At 63.5% G+C, this 16,074-nt stretch carries 14 protein-coding genes; 5 read left to right on the forward strand and 9 right to left on the reverse strand.

The features are described from left to right. Positions 1-48: 48 nt before the first annotated feature. Positions 49-1,473 (forward strand): indoleacetamide hydrolase, encoded by a 1,425-nt coding sequence (gene iaaH, locus IVB31_RS14245; protein ID WP_247323131.1) that lies wholly within the window; start codon positions 49-51, stop codon positions 1,471-1,473. Here iaaH and IVB31_RS14250 read toward each other — a convergent pair. After that, positions 1,468-2,379, reverse strand: a complete 912-nt coding sequence (locus tag IVB31_RS14250; RefSeq protein ID WP_247323141.1) for a LysR family transcriptional regulator — start codon at positions 2,377-2,379, stop codon at positions 1,468-1,470. The genes iaaH and IVB31_RS14250 overlap by 6 nt on opposite strands. A gap of 279 nt (positions 2,380-2,658) precedes the next feature. Between IVB31_RS14250 and IVB31_RS14255 the strand changes: the two genes are divergently transcribed. The 3 genes from IVB31_RS14255 to IVB31_RS14265 all read left to right on the forward strand — a co-directional run bounded on the left by IVB31_RS14255 (position 2,659) and on the right by IVB31_RS14265 (position 6,061). Continuing rightward, positions 2,659-3,840, forward strand: a complete 1,182-nt coding sequence (locus tag IVB31_RS14255) for an HlyD family secretion protein (RefSeq protein WP_247323144.1) — start codon at positions 2,659-2,661, stop codon at positions 3,838-3,840. 115 nt (positions 3,841-3,955) lie between these two features. Next, positions 3,956-5,572 carry an MDR family MFS transporter gene (locus tag IVB31_RS14260; RefSeq protein WP_247323147.1) on the forward strand — a complete coding sequence of 539 codons (1,617 nt, stop codon included), beginning with the start codon at positions 3,956-3,958 and terminating at the stop codon, positions 5,570-5,572. A 27-nt stretch (positions 5,573-5,599) separates the two neighbouring features. Further along, positions 5,600-6,061 (forward strand): carboxymuconolactone decarboxylase family protein, encoded by a 462-nt coding sequence (locus IVB31_RS14265; RefSeq protein ID WP_247323150.1) that lies wholly within the window; start codon positions 5,600-5,602, stop codon positions 6,059-6,061. 238 nt (positions 6,062-6,299) lie between these two features. On the opposite strand, the gene IVB31_RS14270 is transcribed toward IVB31_RS14265, so the two are convergent. From IVB31_RS14270 to IVB31_RS14295, 6 genes are all read right to left on the reverse strand, one after another. Further along, on the reverse strand, positions 6,300-7,160 hold the full coding sequence (locus IVB31_RS14270; RefSeq protein WP_247323152.1) for a D-amino-acid transaminase: 861 nt from the start codon (positions 7,158-7,160) through the stop codon (positions 6,300-6,302). A 144-nt stretch (positions 7,161-7,304) separates the two neighbouring features. Continuing rightward, positions 7,305-8,036 carry an amino acid ABC transporter ATP-binding protein gene (locus tag IVB31_RS14275; protein WP_129275891.1) on the reverse strand — a complete coding sequence of 244 codons (732 nt, stop codon included), beginning with the start codon at positions 8,034-8,036 and terminating at the stop codon, positions 7,305-7,307. 12 nt (positions 8,037-8,048) lie between these two features. Next, positions 8,049-8,741 (reverse strand): ABC transporter permease subunit, encoded by a 693-nt coding sequence (locus tag IVB31_RS14280; protein WP_247323154.1) that lies wholly within the window; start codon positions 8,739-8,741, stop codon positions 8,049-8,051. A gap of 4 nt (positions 8,742-8,745) precedes the next feature. Then, positions 8,746-9,477: an amino acid ABC transporter permease gene (locus tag IVB31_RS14285; protein ID WP_247323155.1), complete on the reverse strand. Its 732-nt coding sequence runs from the start codon at positions 9,475-9,477 to the stop codon at positions 8,746-8,748. A gap of 127 nt (positions 9,478-9,604) precedes the next feature. Next, positions 9,605-10,516: an amino acid ABC transporter substrate-binding protein gene (locus IVB31_RS14290; RefSeq protein WP_247323157.1), complete on the reverse strand. Its 912-nt coding sequence runs from the start codon at positions 10,514-10,516 to the stop codon at positions 9,605-9,607. Positions 10,517-10,602: 86 nt separating this feature from the next. After that, positions 10,603-11,988, reverse strand: coding sequence for a M20 family metallopeptidase (locus IVB31_RS14295; RefSeq protein WP_247323159.1), 1,386 nt, complete (start codon positions 11,986-11,988; stop codon positions 10,603-10,605). 254 nt (positions 11,989-12,242) lie between these two features. Here IVB31_RS14295 and IVB31_RS14300 point away from each other — a divergent pair, with 254 nt between their 5' ends. After that, a complete protein-coding gene (locus tag IVB31_RS14300) occupies positions 12,243-13,622 on the forward strand; it encodes an LLM class flavin-dependent oxidoreductase (RefSeq protein WP_247323161.1) in 1,380 nt (459 codons plus the stop codon). Between the two features lie 166 nt (positions 13,623-13,788). Here the strand turns inward: IVB31_RS14300 and IVB31_RS14305 are convergent, their stop codons facing one another. Together IVB31_RS14305 and IVB31_RS14310 are read right to left on the reverse strand one after the other, a co-directional pair. After that, positions 13,789-15,450, reverse strand: coding sequence for a thiamine pyrophosphate-binding protein (locus IVB31_RS14305; RefSeq protein WP_247323163.1), 1,662 nt, complete (start codon positions 15,448-15,450; stop codon positions 13,789-13,791). A gap of 110 nt (positions 15,451-15,560) precedes the next feature. Next, positions 15,561-16,064 carry a GFA family protein gene (locus tag IVB31_RS14310; RefSeq protein WP_247323165.1) on the reverse strand — a complete coding sequence of 168 codons (504 nt, stop codon included), beginning with the start codon at positions 16,062-16,064 and terminating at the stop codon, positions 15,561-15,563. Positions 16,065-16,074: the final 10 nt, after the last annotated feature.

A 16,074-nucleotide genomic window follows, 5' to 3' on the forward strand; every position in this document is an offset into this window, starting at 1 on the left:
GACTTGAGATGGCGCCCTGTCGGCGCCACTGCAATCAGGTGACGCATCATGGATTTCGATCAGTTGACCCTGACCCAGGCCGTAGCCGACCTCCGCGCCGGAAAAGTCACGAGCAACTCGCTCGCCATGGAAGCGATTGCCCGCGCCAAAGCCAATGCCGACCTCAACGCCTTCGTCACCCTGGACGAGGCCGGCGCCCTGAAGGCCGCGGCCGCATTCGACGCTGCGGGCGACAGGACAAAACCGCTCGGCGGCGTGCCCATCGTGATCAAGGACAACATCGAAGTCGCGGGACTACCGTGCAGCGCCGGCACGCCCGCACTGAAGGATTATGTCCCAAAGGCGGACGCGCCGGTTGCCGCAAAACTGCGCGCCGCAGGCGCGGTCATCATCGGCAAGACCAGCATGCACGAGCTGGCCTTTGGCATCTCCGGCTACAACACCGCATTCAAGACCGGCCCAGATTTCGGCGTGCGCAATGCCTACGACCGCGCCCTGATCGCAGGCGGCTCCTCGTCAGGCACGGGCGCCGCGATCGGCGCACGAATCGTTGCGGGCGGGCTCGGCACCGACACTGGCGGATCGGTCCGTGTACCTGCCGCGCTGAATGGATGCGCCTCGCTGCGCCCGACTATCGGCCGTTATCCGCAACAAGGTATCGCGCCGATCTCGCACACCCGCGACACCGCGGGCCCGATGGCCGCGACCATGGCGGATGTCGAACTGCTCGACCGCGTCATTGCGGGCGGAGAGGCGGTTGCGCCAGCCGATCTGAAGCGAGTCCGCATCGGCATCGTGAAGACAATGCTGACTCATCTCGATGCGGACACCGAGGCCGCCTTCCACGCCGCGGTCACGCAGATGAAAGCGCAAGGCGTTGCGCTGATCGAGATCGAGATGGCGCAACTGGCCGAGCTCAACGGCCAGGTCGGCTTTCCCGTCGCGCTGTACGAGGCCTATGACGACATGGTGGCCTATCTCGCACACACCGGCACCGGCATTACCATCGAAGCACTGGCGCAGGAGATCGCGAGCCCCGACGTCAAGGGCACCTATGACGGCCTGGTGATCCCACGCAAACTGCCTGGTCCCGACAATACGCTGGTCGATGCCGAGCCGATCTATAGCGCCGCCATCCGGTCCGCGCGTCCCGCCCTGCAGGCGCTCTACGGCAGGACCTTTGCCGATAACCGGCTCGACGCCATTGCCTTTCCGACCACGCCGCACGTCGCGATCGCGTCCAATCCCGACTCCAGCAGCCTCGTCAATTTCGGCCTATTCATCCAGAACACCGATCCCGGCAGCAATGCCGGCATTCCCGGCATCCAGATCCCGATTGCGCTCGGCGCGGCCAGCAAAATGCCGGTCGGGCTCGAGCTGGATGGTCCCGCAGGCAGCGATCGCCGCTTGCTTGCGATCGGGATGGCGCTTGAAAACGTGTTCGGCCGGCTGCCGGCGCCGTCCCGATCATGAATACGGATTGATCAGCTTTTGCTGCTCGGCGCTATGATGCACGAGCATGTCGATGAAGGTCCTGACCTTTGCCGACAGATGATGCCGGTGCGGATAGACCGCGTTCATCGACATCTCGACGGGACGATATTCCGGCAGGAGGCGAACGAGGTGACCGGCTTCGAGATCGTCCTGGACGAGGAAACCCGCCATCAGGCAGACGGCAGCGCCTTCCAGCGCCACCTTCCGCAAGGCCTCGCCGCTGTTGGTGATGAAGCTGCCGGAAATTCGCACCGATGCCGGCGTACCCTTGCGATCGAAGAAGCGCCAATCGTCCCCGAACGGGTAATTCAAGTGACGGGCGCAATTGTGCGCGGCGAGTTCATCGAGCTTCTGCACGCGACCATGCCTTTGGAGATAATCGTGCGAGCAGCACAGCACGTGGCGCCAGGTGGCGAGGCTGCGGACGATCAGGCTCGAATCCGGCGGCGCGGTCATGCGCAGGGCAACGTCATAGCCTTCTTCGATGAGGTCGATTTCGGCTTCGCCCATGCGCAGATCGATCTTGAGCTCCGAATAGGTCGACAGGAGCTTCGTCACCACGGGCACGACGAACGGCACCATGTGCGTGGCGACGTGGATCCGTAGCGTGCCGCGGGGCACCGACTGCAATTCGCTCGCGATATCGTCGGCCTGTTCGATATCGGCGAGTATCTGGATGCAGCGGTCGTAGTAGGCCCTGCCGATTTCGGTGAGGTTGACCTTGCGGGTGGTGCGCTGAAGCAGCCTCACCCCGAGCCGATCTTCCAGCGCCTGGACGTGATTGCTCACCATGGTGGTCGACATGTTGAGCTTGCGGGCTGCTGCGGAGAAGCCGCCGGTCTCGACCACCCGGCTGAAGACTTCAAGGCTTGTCAATCGGTCCATGCCGCCTGATTATCCGCTCTTGATCGATAATCGCAAGAAATTCCCTCGGATTATCCATCAGATCATCTCCCATGCGGGCATGGCGCATGCGTTAGCAGCAATCGCTCGACGGACGCGGCAATCGCTCTGGGGCGGTCACACCTCTGGTTCGGTAGTCCTACACGCCAAGGCGAGGTGCCCCTGACTATCCACTGCCAGCGGATAATCCTTTCAGCATTTCGCCGATTATCGCACGAACCAGAAAGACCGATAGTCTCGACCAGCCGATAGGAGACCGCCATGTCCGAGATGCCCCGCACCGAAAAATTCCAGCAAGCGACTGAAATAACTCAAGATTATAAAAAATCGTCGCCGCCTGTGCCGAGGCGGAAGATGGTCCGGCGCGCAGCTTTGGTGCTCGCGCTCCTCGCGGGCACGGCAACGATTGTCTATTGGGGACACGACTATTGGACCATCGGCCGCTACCTCGAGACCACCGACGACGCCTATGTGAAGGCCGACTCCACGATCATCGCACCAAAAGTCTCGGGCTACATCGCCAAGGTGCTGGTCAGCGACAACGAAAGGGTCAAAGCGGGCCAGGTGTTGGCGAAGATCGACGACCGCGACCTCAAGGCGGCGCTCGACCAGGCCCGCGCCGATGTCGCCGCCGCAGAAGCCTCGGTGCGCAACCTCGATGCGCAGCTTGAACTCCAGCAGCCGATCATCGAGCAAAGCACGGCCGACATTACCGCGGCGGACGCCAATCTGAAATTCGCGCAGGAGGAGCGCGCGCGCTACGACGACCTCATGAAGTCGGGCTCCGGCACGATCCAGCGCGCGCAGCAGACCGATGCAGCGCTGCGCGCCAGCAACGCGCAATTGCAACACACGAAGTCGGGCCTCGTGGCCGCACAGCGCAAGGTCGACGTGCTCACCACCCAGCGCGCCCAGGCCACAGCCCAGCTCGAGCACGCCCGCGCCGTCGCGGAGCAGGCGACGCTGAATCTCTCCTACACCGAGATCACCGCGCCGGTCGACGGCACGGTCGGCGCCCGCTCGCTGCGCGTGGGGCAGTTCGTGCAAGCCGGCACGCAATTGATGGCGGTGGTGCCGCTCGATGCGGTCTATGTCGTCGCCAATTTCAAGGAGACGCAGCTCACGCATGTTCGCGCCGGCCAACCGGTCAAGCTGCACGTCGACAGTTTTCGGAACCAGCCGCTGCGCGGCCATGTCGACAGCCTGTCGCCGGCGAGCGGGCTCGAATTCGCCCTGCTGCCGCCGGACAACGCCACCGGCAATTTCACCAAGATCGTGCAACGTGTGCCGGTGAAGATCGTGCTCGACGACCGCAGCCTGACCGGGCTGTTGCGGCCGGGCATGTCCGCGGTGCCGACCGTCGACACCAAACAGGCGGTGCTGGCCGAGCGCGAGAGCGCCAAGCGCGTCGCCGACAACGCGGCACGACCGAGCGGCGGCTGAGTCTAGGAAGCCGGCGGCATTATCAAGTCCTGCCGGACGATCCTTCCCACGCTTCCTCGATTATCGAAACGATCCGCCCACTGCATCCTGTCTCCGTGACCGAGACGAGGCTTCCATGACCACGCTCCACCCGACCATCAACGCCGCTTCCACTGCCAGCATTCCCGCCCCTGCTGCGCCCGCCACGCCCGCGGTCTCCACAAAAACCTGGATTGCCGTGATCGGCGCGACGCTCGGCGCCTTCATGGCGGTGCTGAACATCCAGATCGTCAACGCCTCGCTTGCGGACATCCAGGGCGCGATCGGCGCCGGCATCGACGACGGCGGCTGGATCTCGACCTCCTATCTGATCGCGGAGATCGTGGTGATCCCACTGTCCGGCTGGCTGGCACAGGTGTTTTCGATCCGCATCTATCTCCTCACCAACGCGGTTCTGTTCCTGGTCCTGTCGGCGGCCTGTGCGCTGGCGCAGGACCTGCCGCAGATGATCGTGTTGCGGGCGGTGCAAGGCTTTACCGGCGGCGTGCTGATTCCGATGGCGTTCACGCTCATCATCACACTCTTGCCTCGTGCGAAACAGCCGGTCGGCCTTGCGCTGTTCGCGCTGTCGGCGACATTCGCACCCGCGATCGGCCCGACCATCGGCGGCTATCTCACCGAAAATTTCGGCTGGCAGTACATCTTCTATGTCAATCTCGTGCCCGGCGCGATCATGGTCGGCATGCTCTGGTACGCGCTCGACGCCAAGCCCATGAATCTTGCACTGCTACGCGAGGGCGACTGGGCCGGCATCATCACCATGGCGATCGGCCTGTCCGCGCTCCAGACCGTGCTGGAGGAAGGCAACAAGGACGACTGGTTCGGCTCACCCTTCATCGTCGAACTGTCGGTCATCGCGGCCGTGACGCTGACCGTCTTCCTGATCATCGAGCTCACGGTGAGGAAGCCGCTGCTGAACCTGCGCCTGCTCGTGCGCCGCAATTTCGGCTTCGGCATGCTCGCCAACTTCCTGCTCGGAGTAGCGCTCTACGGCTCCGTGTTCATCCTGCCGCAATATCTGGCGCGCATCCAGGGCTACAATGCCGAGCAGATCGGCATGGTGCTGGCATGGACCGGATTGCCGCAGCTATTGCTGATCCCGCTGGTGCCACGCCTGATGCAGCGTTTCGATGCGCGGATCATCATCGGCGTCGGCTTCGTCCTGTTCGCGGCTTCCAACTTCATGAATATCACTATGACCAGCAACTATGCCGCCGATCAGTTGCTTTGGCCCAACGTGGTTCGTGCGATCGGCCAGGCGCTGGTGATGGCGCCGCTCTCAGCCGTGGCGACATCAGGCATCGAGCCCGAGAATGCCGGCTCGGCCTCCGGCCTGTTCAACATGATGCGCAATCTCGGCGGCGCCGTCGGCATCGCGCTGTTGCAGACCCTGCTGACCAAGCGCGAGCAGTATCACTCCAACGTACTGATGCAGTCGGTCTCGGTCTTCGAACAGGCGACGCGGACGCGGCTCGAACAGCTCACTCAATATTTCGTCAATCACGGCGTCCTCGACCCTGCGGACGCATCGCATCGTGCGTACGTTGCGATCGGCCATATCGTGCAGAAGCAGGCCTATATCCTCGCTTTCAGCGATACCTTCTATCTACTCGGCATGGCGCTGATCGTGGCGCTCGCCGCCGTCCTGTTTTTGAAGAAATCCGGCCAGGCCTCGGCCGGCGGAGCCCACTGACCCCAACTTGAACCAAGGAGAACGACCATGAAACCCCGCATGAATTTCTACCAGGCCGCCCCCGACACGATGAAGGCGCTGATGGCGCTGGAAGAGCAGATCCAGTCGACGGGACTGGAGAAATCGCTGAGCGAGCTCGTCAAAATCCGGGCATCGCAGATCAACGGCTGTGCCTTCTGCATCAACATGCACACCGAGGACGCCCGCAAGCGCGGCGAGACCGAGCAGCGCATCTATCTGCTCAACGCTTGGCGCGAATCCCCGCTCTATACGGACCGCGAGCGCGCTGCGCTGGCCTGGACCGAGTCGGTGACGCTGATCACCGAGACACACGCGCCGGACGAAGTCTACGCGCAGGTCCGCGCGCAGTTCTCCGACGCGGAGACGGTGAACTTGACCATGCTGATCGGCGCCATCAATGCCTGGAACAGGCTGGCGATCGCGTTCCGCGCGGTGCATCCGGTGAAGGTGAAGGCGTCGGTGGCGTGAGCCAAAGCGGCTAACCCGTCATTCGAACTCTGCGGCGGCAGCCCCTCACCCCACCCTCTCCCCGTAAGAACGGGGCGAGGGAGTGAGAGAGCGACGCGTACCTAACAATGCAGTCTATCGAGATGCACTTAACCTCTCCCCGCTCCTTGGCGGGGAGGGGTCGGATCGCGTAGCGATCCGGGTGAAGGGCAAGGCAATACGTAGCCGAACGAAAAGCCTATCCGACTCGTAAAACAGCCTAAACCGCCGTCGCCTTGGCGAACTCCACATAGATCTCGCGCAGGCGCGTCGCCATCGGGCCGGGTTTGCCGTCGCCGACCTTCTTTCCATCGATCGCCACCACCGGCTGGACGAACAGCGACGCCGAGGTGGCAAAGGCTTCCTTGGCGGCGAGCGCTTCGGCGACCGTGAAGGACCTCTCTTCGACTCGGAGCTGGCGCTCTTCGGCGAGCGCCACCACGGCCTTGCGCGTGCAGCCCGGCAGGATCGCGTTGGAATTCTGTCTGGTGACGATGACGTCGTCCTTGGTCAGGATGAACGCCGTGGACGAGCCGCCTTCGGTCACATAGCCATCTTGCAGCATCCAGGCCTCGCCGGCGCCGGCTTCGGCCGCAGCCTGCTTCGCCAGCACTTGCGCCAGCAGTGCGACGCTCTTGATGTCGCGCCGCTCCCAGCGGATGTCGGGCACCGTGATCACATTGATACCGGTCTTGGCTGCCGCTGAGCCGATGATGTCCTTCTCCGAGGTGAACATCACCAGGCTCGACTTGACCTCGCCCTTGGGGAACGGGAAGTCGCGGCCCTTGTCGGCGCCGCGCGTCACCTGGAGATAGACGAGACCGCTCGCGACCTTGTTGCGCGCGATCAGCTCCTTCTGGATCTCGGTGATGCGTTCGACCGTCTCCGGCAGCTTCAGCTTGATCTCGCCGACCGAGCGCTCCAGCCGCGCCAGATGCGAGGCGTTGTCGACCAGCTTGCCGTCCAGCACGGCAGAGACCTCGTAGATACCGTCGGCAAACAGGAAGCCGCGATCGAGCACCGAGATTTTGGCCTCCGAGAGCGGGACGAATGAGCCGTTGACGTAGGCGATCGAGTCCAAGGCAGGTCTCCTGGGGAGGGAGGTGGATTTACTCACCCGTATAGGAGATTTGGCGAGCCCGATAAACCCTCGATCCGTCATTCCGGGGCTTTCGCAAAGCGAGTGAGCCCGGAGACCATCGTCCCCCGGAATGACGAGAGAGAGTTAATGCGACAGAATCTTCGACAAGAACTTCTGCGCACGGTCGCTGCGGGGCTTGCCGAAGAAGTCCTCTTTCGGTGCGTCCTCGACGATCTCGCCGCGGTCCATGAAGATCACGCGGTTGGCGACCTTGCGGGCAAAGCCCATCTCGTGGGTGACGACCATCATGGTCATCCCCTCATGGGCGAGGTCGACCATGACGTCGAGCACTTCGCTGACCATCTCGGGATCGAGCGCCGAGGTCGGCTCGTCGAACAGCATGACGATCGGGTCCATGGCGAGCGCGCGCGCAATCGCGACGCGCTGCTGCTGGCCACCGGAAAGCTGCGCGGGAAATTTCTCGGCCTGCTCCTTCAGCCCGACGCGCTCGAGCAGCTGCATGCCTTTTGCCACCGCCTTGTCAGACGACCGGCCCAGCACCTTCTGCTGCGCGAGGCAGAGATTGTCGATGATCTTCAGATGTGGGAACAGCTCGAAATGCTGGAACACCATGCCGACCCGCGAACGCAGCTTCGGCAGATTGGTCTTGGGATCGTTGACCTTGGTGCCATCGACGCTGATATCGCCTTCCTGAAACGGCTCCAGCGCGTTGACGCATTTGATCAGCGTCGACTTGCCCGAGCCCGAGGGACCGCAGACCACGACCACCTCGCCCTTGGTGACGCTGGTGGTGCAGTCGGTCAGCACCTGGAAGGTCGGGCTGTACCATTTGTTGACGTGGCTGATTTCGATCATGTTCGACGAACTCTACCGGATGATGGCGATGCGCGACTGCAGGCGGCGGACGCCGAAGGACGCAACACAGGAAATGGTGAAATAAACGACGGCAGCAAACAGATACATCTCGACCAGACGGCCGTCGCGCTGCGCGACCTTGCTCGCCGCACCCAGGAAGTCCGGGATCGAGAGCACGTAGACCAGCGAAGTGTCCTGGAACAGCACGATCGTCTGCGTCAGCAGCACCGGCAGCATGTTGCGAAACGCCTGCGGCAGCACGACGTAGCGCATGGTCTGGGCGTAGGTCAGGCCGAGCGCGTTGGCCGCCGCCGGCTGGCCGCGCGAGATCGACTGGATGCCGGCGCGCATGATCTCCGAGAAGTAGGCCGCCTCGAACATGATGAAGGTGATGAGCGAGGAGGCGAACGCGCCGACGCTGATCGGCCGCGACGCGCCGGTCACCCACTGCCCGATATAGGGCACCAGGAAGTAGAACCAGAAGATCACCAGCACCAGCGGCAGCGAGCGCATGAAGTCGACATAGAAGCCGGCGATGCGGCCGAGCACCTTATAGCCCGACAGCCGCATCAGCGCGATCGCCGTGCCGAAGATCAGGCCGCCGAGGCCGGCGAGCGCCGTCAAGGTCACCGTGAACGTCATGCCCTCGTAGAACAGATAGGGCAGCGCGCGGCGGATGACGTCGAAATCGAGATTGCCGAACATTGCGCTATTTCCCCGTGATGTAGCCGGGGATCGCGACGTAGCGCTCGAGGAAGCGCATCGCGGTCACGACAACGGCGTTGACGAGGAGATAGATCAGGGTCGCGGCCGTGAAGGCCTCGAACACCTGGAACGAAAACTCCTGCATCGAGCGCGCCTGTCCGGTCAGCTCGAGCAGGCCGATCGTGATCGCGACCGCCGTGTTCTTGATGGTGTTGAGGAACTCGGAGGTCAGCGGCGGCAGGATGATGCGGAACGCCATCGGCAGCAGCACGTAGCGATAGCCCTGCAGGGTTGTCAGGCCCAGCGCGGTCGCGGCCATCCTCTGCCCGCGCGGCAGCGAGCCGACGCCGGCCTGTAGTTGCACTGCGACGCGCGCCGACATGAAGAAACCGACACCGATCGCAGCCGTCCAGAACGGCGCGTTCGGCAGTTGCTTCAGCCAGGTGCCGGCCGATTTCGGCAGCAATTCCGGCAGCACGAAGAACCACAGGAACAGCTGCACCAACAACGGCATGTTGCGGAAGAATTCGACCCAGCAGAAGCCGATCCAGGACGCGGTCTTCGACGGCAACGTGCGCAGCACGCCGACGATCGTGCCGAAAATCAGCGCGATGATCCAGGCGAGCACGGCCGTCTTGAGGGTCAGCGCCAGTCCCGACAGCAGCATGTCGAGATAGGTGCCGGTCCCCATCGGGTTCGGCTCGAAGAATATTCCCCAGTTCCAGTGGTAGTTCACGTGTCCCCCGCGCGAACGCGCCAATCACGGATGCCTTGAGAAAGGTCCCGGCCTTCTATGCAAATGTCCGGCCACTCCGGTGTCAAGAGTGGCCGGACATGATCCCGATCGAAAGATCGAGGTTATCTTACTTATAGTCGTCCGGGTTCGGCGAGTCCGAAGGCTTTGCGAACTCGTTCTTCAGCTCCGCCGAGATCGGGGTATTGAGGTTCAGGCCCTTCGGGGGGATCTTCTGCGTGAACCACTTCTCGTAGATCTTCTGGCCCTCGCCGGAGGTATAGAGCGCGGCGGTCGCCGCATCGACCACCTTCTTGAACGGCGCGTCGTCCTTGCGCAGCATGATGCCGTAGGGCTCGGGCTTGGAGAACGCGTCCTTGGAGATGACGTAGTCATCCGGCGACTTCGAGCCGGCAACGAGGCTCGCGAGCAGGATGTCGTCCATCACGAAGGCCACCGCGCGGTCGGTCTCGACCATCAGGAAGGATTCGGCGTGGTCCTTGGCCGGAATGATGTTGGCACCAAGGCCCTTCGCGACGTTAGCCTCGGTGAGCTGCTTGATGTTGGTGGTGCCGGCAGTCGAAACCACCGTCTTGCCCTTGAGATCATCGATCGACTTGAGGCCGCTCGACTTCTTGAAGACGTAGCGGCTGGCGGTCAGGTAGTGGGTGTTGGTGAAGGCGACCTGCTTCTGGCGCTCGGCATTGTTGGTGGTCGAGCCGCATTCGAGGTCGATGGTGCCGTTGGCCATCAGCGGGATGCGGGTCGCCGAGGTCACCGGGTTGAGCTTGACCTCGAGCTTGTCGAGCTTGAGCTCCTTTTTCACGGCGTCGACGATCTTGTAGCAGATGTCCATCGCAAACCCGATGGGCTTCTGGTTGTCGTCGAGATAGGAGAATGGGATCGAGGAATCGCGGAAGCCGAGCGTGATCGCGCCGGTGTCCTTGATGTTCTTCAGCGTGCCGGTCAGCTCCTGGGCCCCGGCCTGGCTGACGGCAAAGGTCGCGGCGAGCGCGAGGCCGATGCTACGGAAATGTTTCACTTTTTGGTCCCCTTTCAGGATGATGCCGGCGGGATGCAAGCACAAATCGGCCCGGATTAGAATGTGACTTTCGACTGGATGGCGGCTCAGCTTAGCGGTTTTGGCAATTCCCCGAGATCCCAGAACAGGCCGGCCATCACGGTCAAGGCCTCTTCGGTCAAAGGCAGCAGGATGTGCTCATTGGGCGCATGCTGGGAGCAGCCCGGATAGGAGTGCGGCACCCAGATCGTCGGCAGGCCAAGAATCTCGGAAAACACGTCGTTCGGCAGCGAGCCGCCGAAATTCGGCAGCACCGCCGGCGTCTTGCCGGTGGTCTCCTGCACCGAATCCGCCGCCCATTTGATCCAGGGGCTGTCGAAATCGGTGCGCGAGGCTGCAAAGCTCTGCGCCGCGCGCACCTCAATCATCGGAAAGCCCTTCTGGACCAGATGCGCACGGATGGCATCGATCAGGCCCTCGATCTTCGTGCCGACGACAAAACGCAGTTGCAGCACGGCATTGGCATGGCCGGGAATGGCGTTGGCCGGCTTCTCGATATTGCCCGAGGACATCGCCAGCACCTCGAGCGTATTCCAGGCATAGAGCCGTTCGGCTGCCGACAATCCCTCCTCGCCCCAGTTCTCGGCCAACGCCGGCTCGTCCTCGGTCGGGACCACCTGCACGTCGGCGAGATAGCTGCGGATTTGGTTGGTGAGGCGCGGCGGCTTCAGCGCATCGAGCTGGAGCCGGCCGCGGCCGTCGACCAGCGTCGAGATCGCGTTGGCCAGGATGGTCGCGGGGTTGGCGAGCACGCCGCCCCAATTGCCGGAATGATGCCCGCCGTCACGAAGGTTCACATCGAGATGGATGCGGATGCCGCCGCGGCAGCCGAGGAACAGTGTGGGACGGTCGGCGGACAGGCGCGGCCCGTCGGAGGCCATGAACAGATCGGCCTTGAGCGCGTCGCGATTGAGATCACAGACCTTGCCGAGATCGGGGGAGCCGATCTCCTCGCCCATCTCGACGATGAATTTGGCGTTGAAGCCGAGCTTGCCGCCGCGTGCCTCGCGCACCGCACGGAGCGCGGCCATATTGATGCTATGCTGGCCCTTGTTGTCGGCGGTGCCGCGGCCATAGAGGCGCGTGCCCGCGACCGTCGTGCGCCAGGGATCGCGGCCCTCGCGCCATTCGCCCTCCATGCCATCGACGACGTCGCCATGGCCGTAGATCAGCACGGTCGGCGCCGTCTCGCTCTCGATATGCTCGGCGAACAGGAACGGCGCCTTGCCGCTGGGGGATTCGACCAGGCGAGTTTGGAAATCGAGCGCGGCGAAAGCAGGCACCATCTCCTGTTCCAGATAGCCGCGCAGCTCAGCGCCACGCGACGGATTCTGGCTTTCGGTCTTGAAAGCGACGCGGCGGTCGAGCTCAGTGAGGAACGCGCCGGATTTGAAATCCTCGCAGGCGCGGGCGATGGCGTCGGCTCTGGTCATTACTTGCTTTTTCGTGGGTTCGAGACGGAGGAGCCTATCCCAGACAGGCAGCCCTTCGAAAGTGGCGGGGACATGGATAGTTCTTCGAGTTCGCTTGGGATTTCGTTGTTGCTCTCTTGAGATTGGCTTGCCAAGTGCGGCAGCACCGCTGATTTTGGCCTTGCCAAGGTCGCATGCTATGCAAGAACTCCGCCAAGTTGGGGCGCACATCTATCATTCGAAGAGCGCTCAGTACAGAGCGCCGGGGGACCATCATGGCCAAGCAGATCAGGCTCAACGCTTTTGCGATGAATTGCGTCGCGCACCAGTCGCCGGGCCTGTGGACCCATCCACGCGACCGCACCGCCGACTATAACCGCCTGCCCTACTGGATCGATCTCGCCAAAACATTGGAGCGCGGCCGCTTCGACGGCCTGTTCCTGGCCGACGTGCTCGGCGTCTACGACGTCTATGGCAATAGTCCTGACGCAGCCTTGCGCAATGCAGCTCAGACGCCGTCGAATGAGCCGCTGCTGCTGCTCTCGGCGATGGCGGCGGTGACGCAGAATCTCGGCTTCGGCGTCACCAGCAATCTCTCCTTCGAGCCGCCCTATCCGTTCGCGCGGCGGATGTCGACACTGGATCATCTCACCGAAGGACGCATTGGCTGGAACGTCGTCACCGGTTATCTCGACAGCGCTGCACGCGGCGCCGGCAAGGAGAAGCAGACCGGGCATGACGACCGTTACGACATTGCCGACGAATATATGGAGGTCGTCTACAAGCTCTGGGAAGGGAGCTGGGAGGACGACGCGGTGGTGCGCGACCGCGAGCGCGGCATCTTCACGGATCCCACAAAGGTCCATCGCGTCAATCATGAGGGCACGAATTACCGCATCAACAATATCATCCACCTGAGCGAGCCGTCGCCGCAGCGGACGCCTGTGCTCTACCAGGCCGGCACCTCACCGCGCGGACGGCAGTTCGCCGCACGCCATGCCGAATGCGTGTTCATGTCGGGACCGTCGGCCAAGGTGATCGCGCCGCGCGTCTCCGCAATCCGGCAGGAGGCTGCCGCGTTCGGACGCAATCCGGCTGAGATCCTGATGTTCTCGATGATGACGATCATCCTCGGACGCACCGAAGCGGAGGCAAACGAAAAATATGCCGACTATCGCCGCCACATCAGCCCCGAAGGAGCACTGGCGCTGATGTCGGGTTGGACCGGCGTCGACTTCTCCGGCTACGACCTCGACCAGCAGGTCCGCCACGTCCAGAACGATGCCGGCCGCAGCGCCATGGACAACGTCACCCGCGCCGATCCTGACCGCATCTGGACCGTGCGCGACGTCATCGAGCATGTCGGCATCGGCGGCGCCGGTCCCGTGGTGGTCGGCACGCCGGAGATGGTTGCCGACAAGATCGAGGCATGGTTCGAGGCGACAGATGTGGACGGGCTCAACGTTGCCTTTGCGATCTCGCCCGGCGATTTCGAGGACATCGCCGATATGCTGGTGCCGGAGTTGACGCGGCGCGGGCGGTACAAGCCGGACTACGCGAAAGGGACGCTGCGGGAGAAGCTGTTTGGCGAGGGGCGTGCGCGGCTAGGAGCGCCGCATCCAGCGTCGGGATATCGCGTGGGGAGGCAGAGGTAGGCCCGCGCCACACCCACAGTATCGTCCCGGCGAAGGCCGGGACCGATACTCCCAGGGAGTGGTTTGGCGAAGACTGGTCGTTTGGGACTAACACCACCCGCAATCGATAGATCACGCGGTATGGGTCCCGGCCTTCGCCGGGACGACGCGGTGGATGAAGCCTGCCCTACACCTTTCCGTCCACCATCACCTCGATCAGCTTCGTCCCCGATCGATTGAACGCCGACGACAGCGTTGCCGTCAGCTCGCGGGGATCGCTGACCTTGATCGCCTCACAGCCGAGCGCCTTCGCGACACCGGCAAAATCGACCGGCGGATCCACGAAATCCATTCCGACGTAATTGTCATCACCATGGAAGGCGAGAAGGCGCTGCTTGATGATGCGATAGCCGCCATTGTTGGCGATGACGACGTTGAGCGGCAGCTTGTGATGCGCCGCAGTCCACAGCGACTGAATCGAATACATCGCACTGCCGTCACCGGAGAAGCACACCACAGGGCGATCCGGATTGGCGATGCTGGCGCCGACGGAGGCCGGCAGGCCCCAGCCGATGCCGCCCGAGGCGAGGCCGTGATAGCCGAAGCGGTCGCGATGCGCGCGGAGCGCCGTGATCTGGCGGCTGGAGGTGAGGCCTTCGTCGACGAGGATGGCGTTGGCGGGCATCGCCTCGACCATTTGCAACACCAGCCAGTCCGGATCGATGGGGCTGCGGTCGGCGGCTTTGCCGATCTGCTCGACCAGCGCGGCGCGCCGCGCGGTCCAGTTCTTCGGCGCGAGCTCGGCGAGACGCTGCTTTGCGCGTTGCGCCAGCGCCGCACCGCCCATCTCCTTCAACACGGGAATCAGCGCGCGCAGGGTCTCCCTGAGATCCGCCTTCAGCGCGATCTCGGCGCCGTAGTTCTTGGCGATCTCCCAATCGACGAGGCCGATTTGCACGATGCCGAGTCCATCAGGCAGCGCGTCGACTTCGCTATAGACCGACATCCGCAGGGGATCGCCGCCGAGCGCGATCAGGAGATCGTATGGCGCGAGCGTATCTCGCGCGACCTTCTGCACGCGTGCCAGCGTGCCAACGAAGCTCGGGCTCTCCGAGAGGAAGTGCGATCCATAAGGCGTCGAGGACTGGTAGGCGGCTGCGCCCAGCAGCTCGGCGAGCTCGGCGGCCTCCTTCAGCGCGTCGCTCTTCACCACCTCGTCCATGGTGACGATCGCGGGACGTTCGGCCTTGAGAAGGCGTGCGGCGAACGCCTTCAGCGCCTCGTCCGATGGCCTTGTGCGCGCGTCGATGCGGGTGGAGCGGCCGAGATCTATCCCGGCCTCGCTGTTGAGGATATCGCCGGGCAGCGAGATGAACACCGGTCCGGTCGGCGGCGTCATCGCGACCTTGGCGGCGCGGCGCACGATACGCGGCAGATCCTCCAGCCGCGTCACCTCGACCGCCCATTTCACCAGCGGCTCGGCCATGCGCACCAACGGGCCATAGAGCACCGGCTCCATCAGGCCGTGGCCCTGCTCCTGCTGGCCCGCGGTGAGGATCATGGGTGTGCCCGTGAACTGGGCGTTGTAGAGCGAGCCCATCGCGTTGCCGAGGCCGGGCGCGACATGGACGTTGCAGGCGACGAGCTTTCCGGAGGCGCGGCTATAGCCGTCGGCGATCGCGACCACCAGGCTCTCCTGCATCGCCATCACATAGGTGAGGTCGGGATGGTCCTTCAGCGCATGCATGATCGGCAGCTCGGTGGTGCCGGGATTGCCGAACAGATGCGTGATGCCCTCGTCCTTGAGCAGCGCGAGAAAAGCCGAGCGGCCGGTGATCTTGTTCTTCATGTTTCCTCCAGAAGCGGGCGTTGCCGCAAGGACGGAAGCATGATGGCCGAAGTCGCGGGATGCACGCAATGGAGCGCGGTCATGGCTGCGTTGCGCGGGCGCGCAGCGCCCTACATTTCCTCCCGCCCCAGCTCGAACGGGTCCTCGCCGCCTGCGCGTTTCTTCTTTTTCGAGCGCTGCCAGACCACGCCGGGAAAACCCTTCAGCGGCACCAGCGGCTCGCCGGTATAGGCCCATTCCTGCAGCTCGTCGATCGCGATGTGATAGAGCGGCTGGCGGCCGGTGCGCTCCTTGAACAACGCACGGGGGATGTTGACCATGTGCGGGCCACGTGGGCGCTCATAGGCGATCGGCGTGCCACAATGCGAGCAGAAGCTGCGTGCGGTCTTGGTCGCGACATCCTCATAACGGGTGATCGCACTTTTGCCCTTGGTGATGCGAAAGCGCTTCTTCCAACTGCCGACATAGGTCGCGTAGGCCGCGCCGTGGGCGCGGCGGCTGGCGGCGGAGTGATCGTGCCAGGCCCAACGCGCGGGGACGTCGATCTCGAAGGTGACCTTGCCGCAGAGGCATTGGCCGGTGGCGATACCTGCGGCGACCGCGGCTTTGGCCATGATCTGTCTC

Source organism: Bradyrhizobium sp. 21, assembly GCF_023073335.1.
Taxonomy (GTDB): domain Bacteria; phylum Pseudomonadota; class Alphaproteobacteria; order Rhizobiales; family Xanthobacteraceae; genus Bradyrhizobium.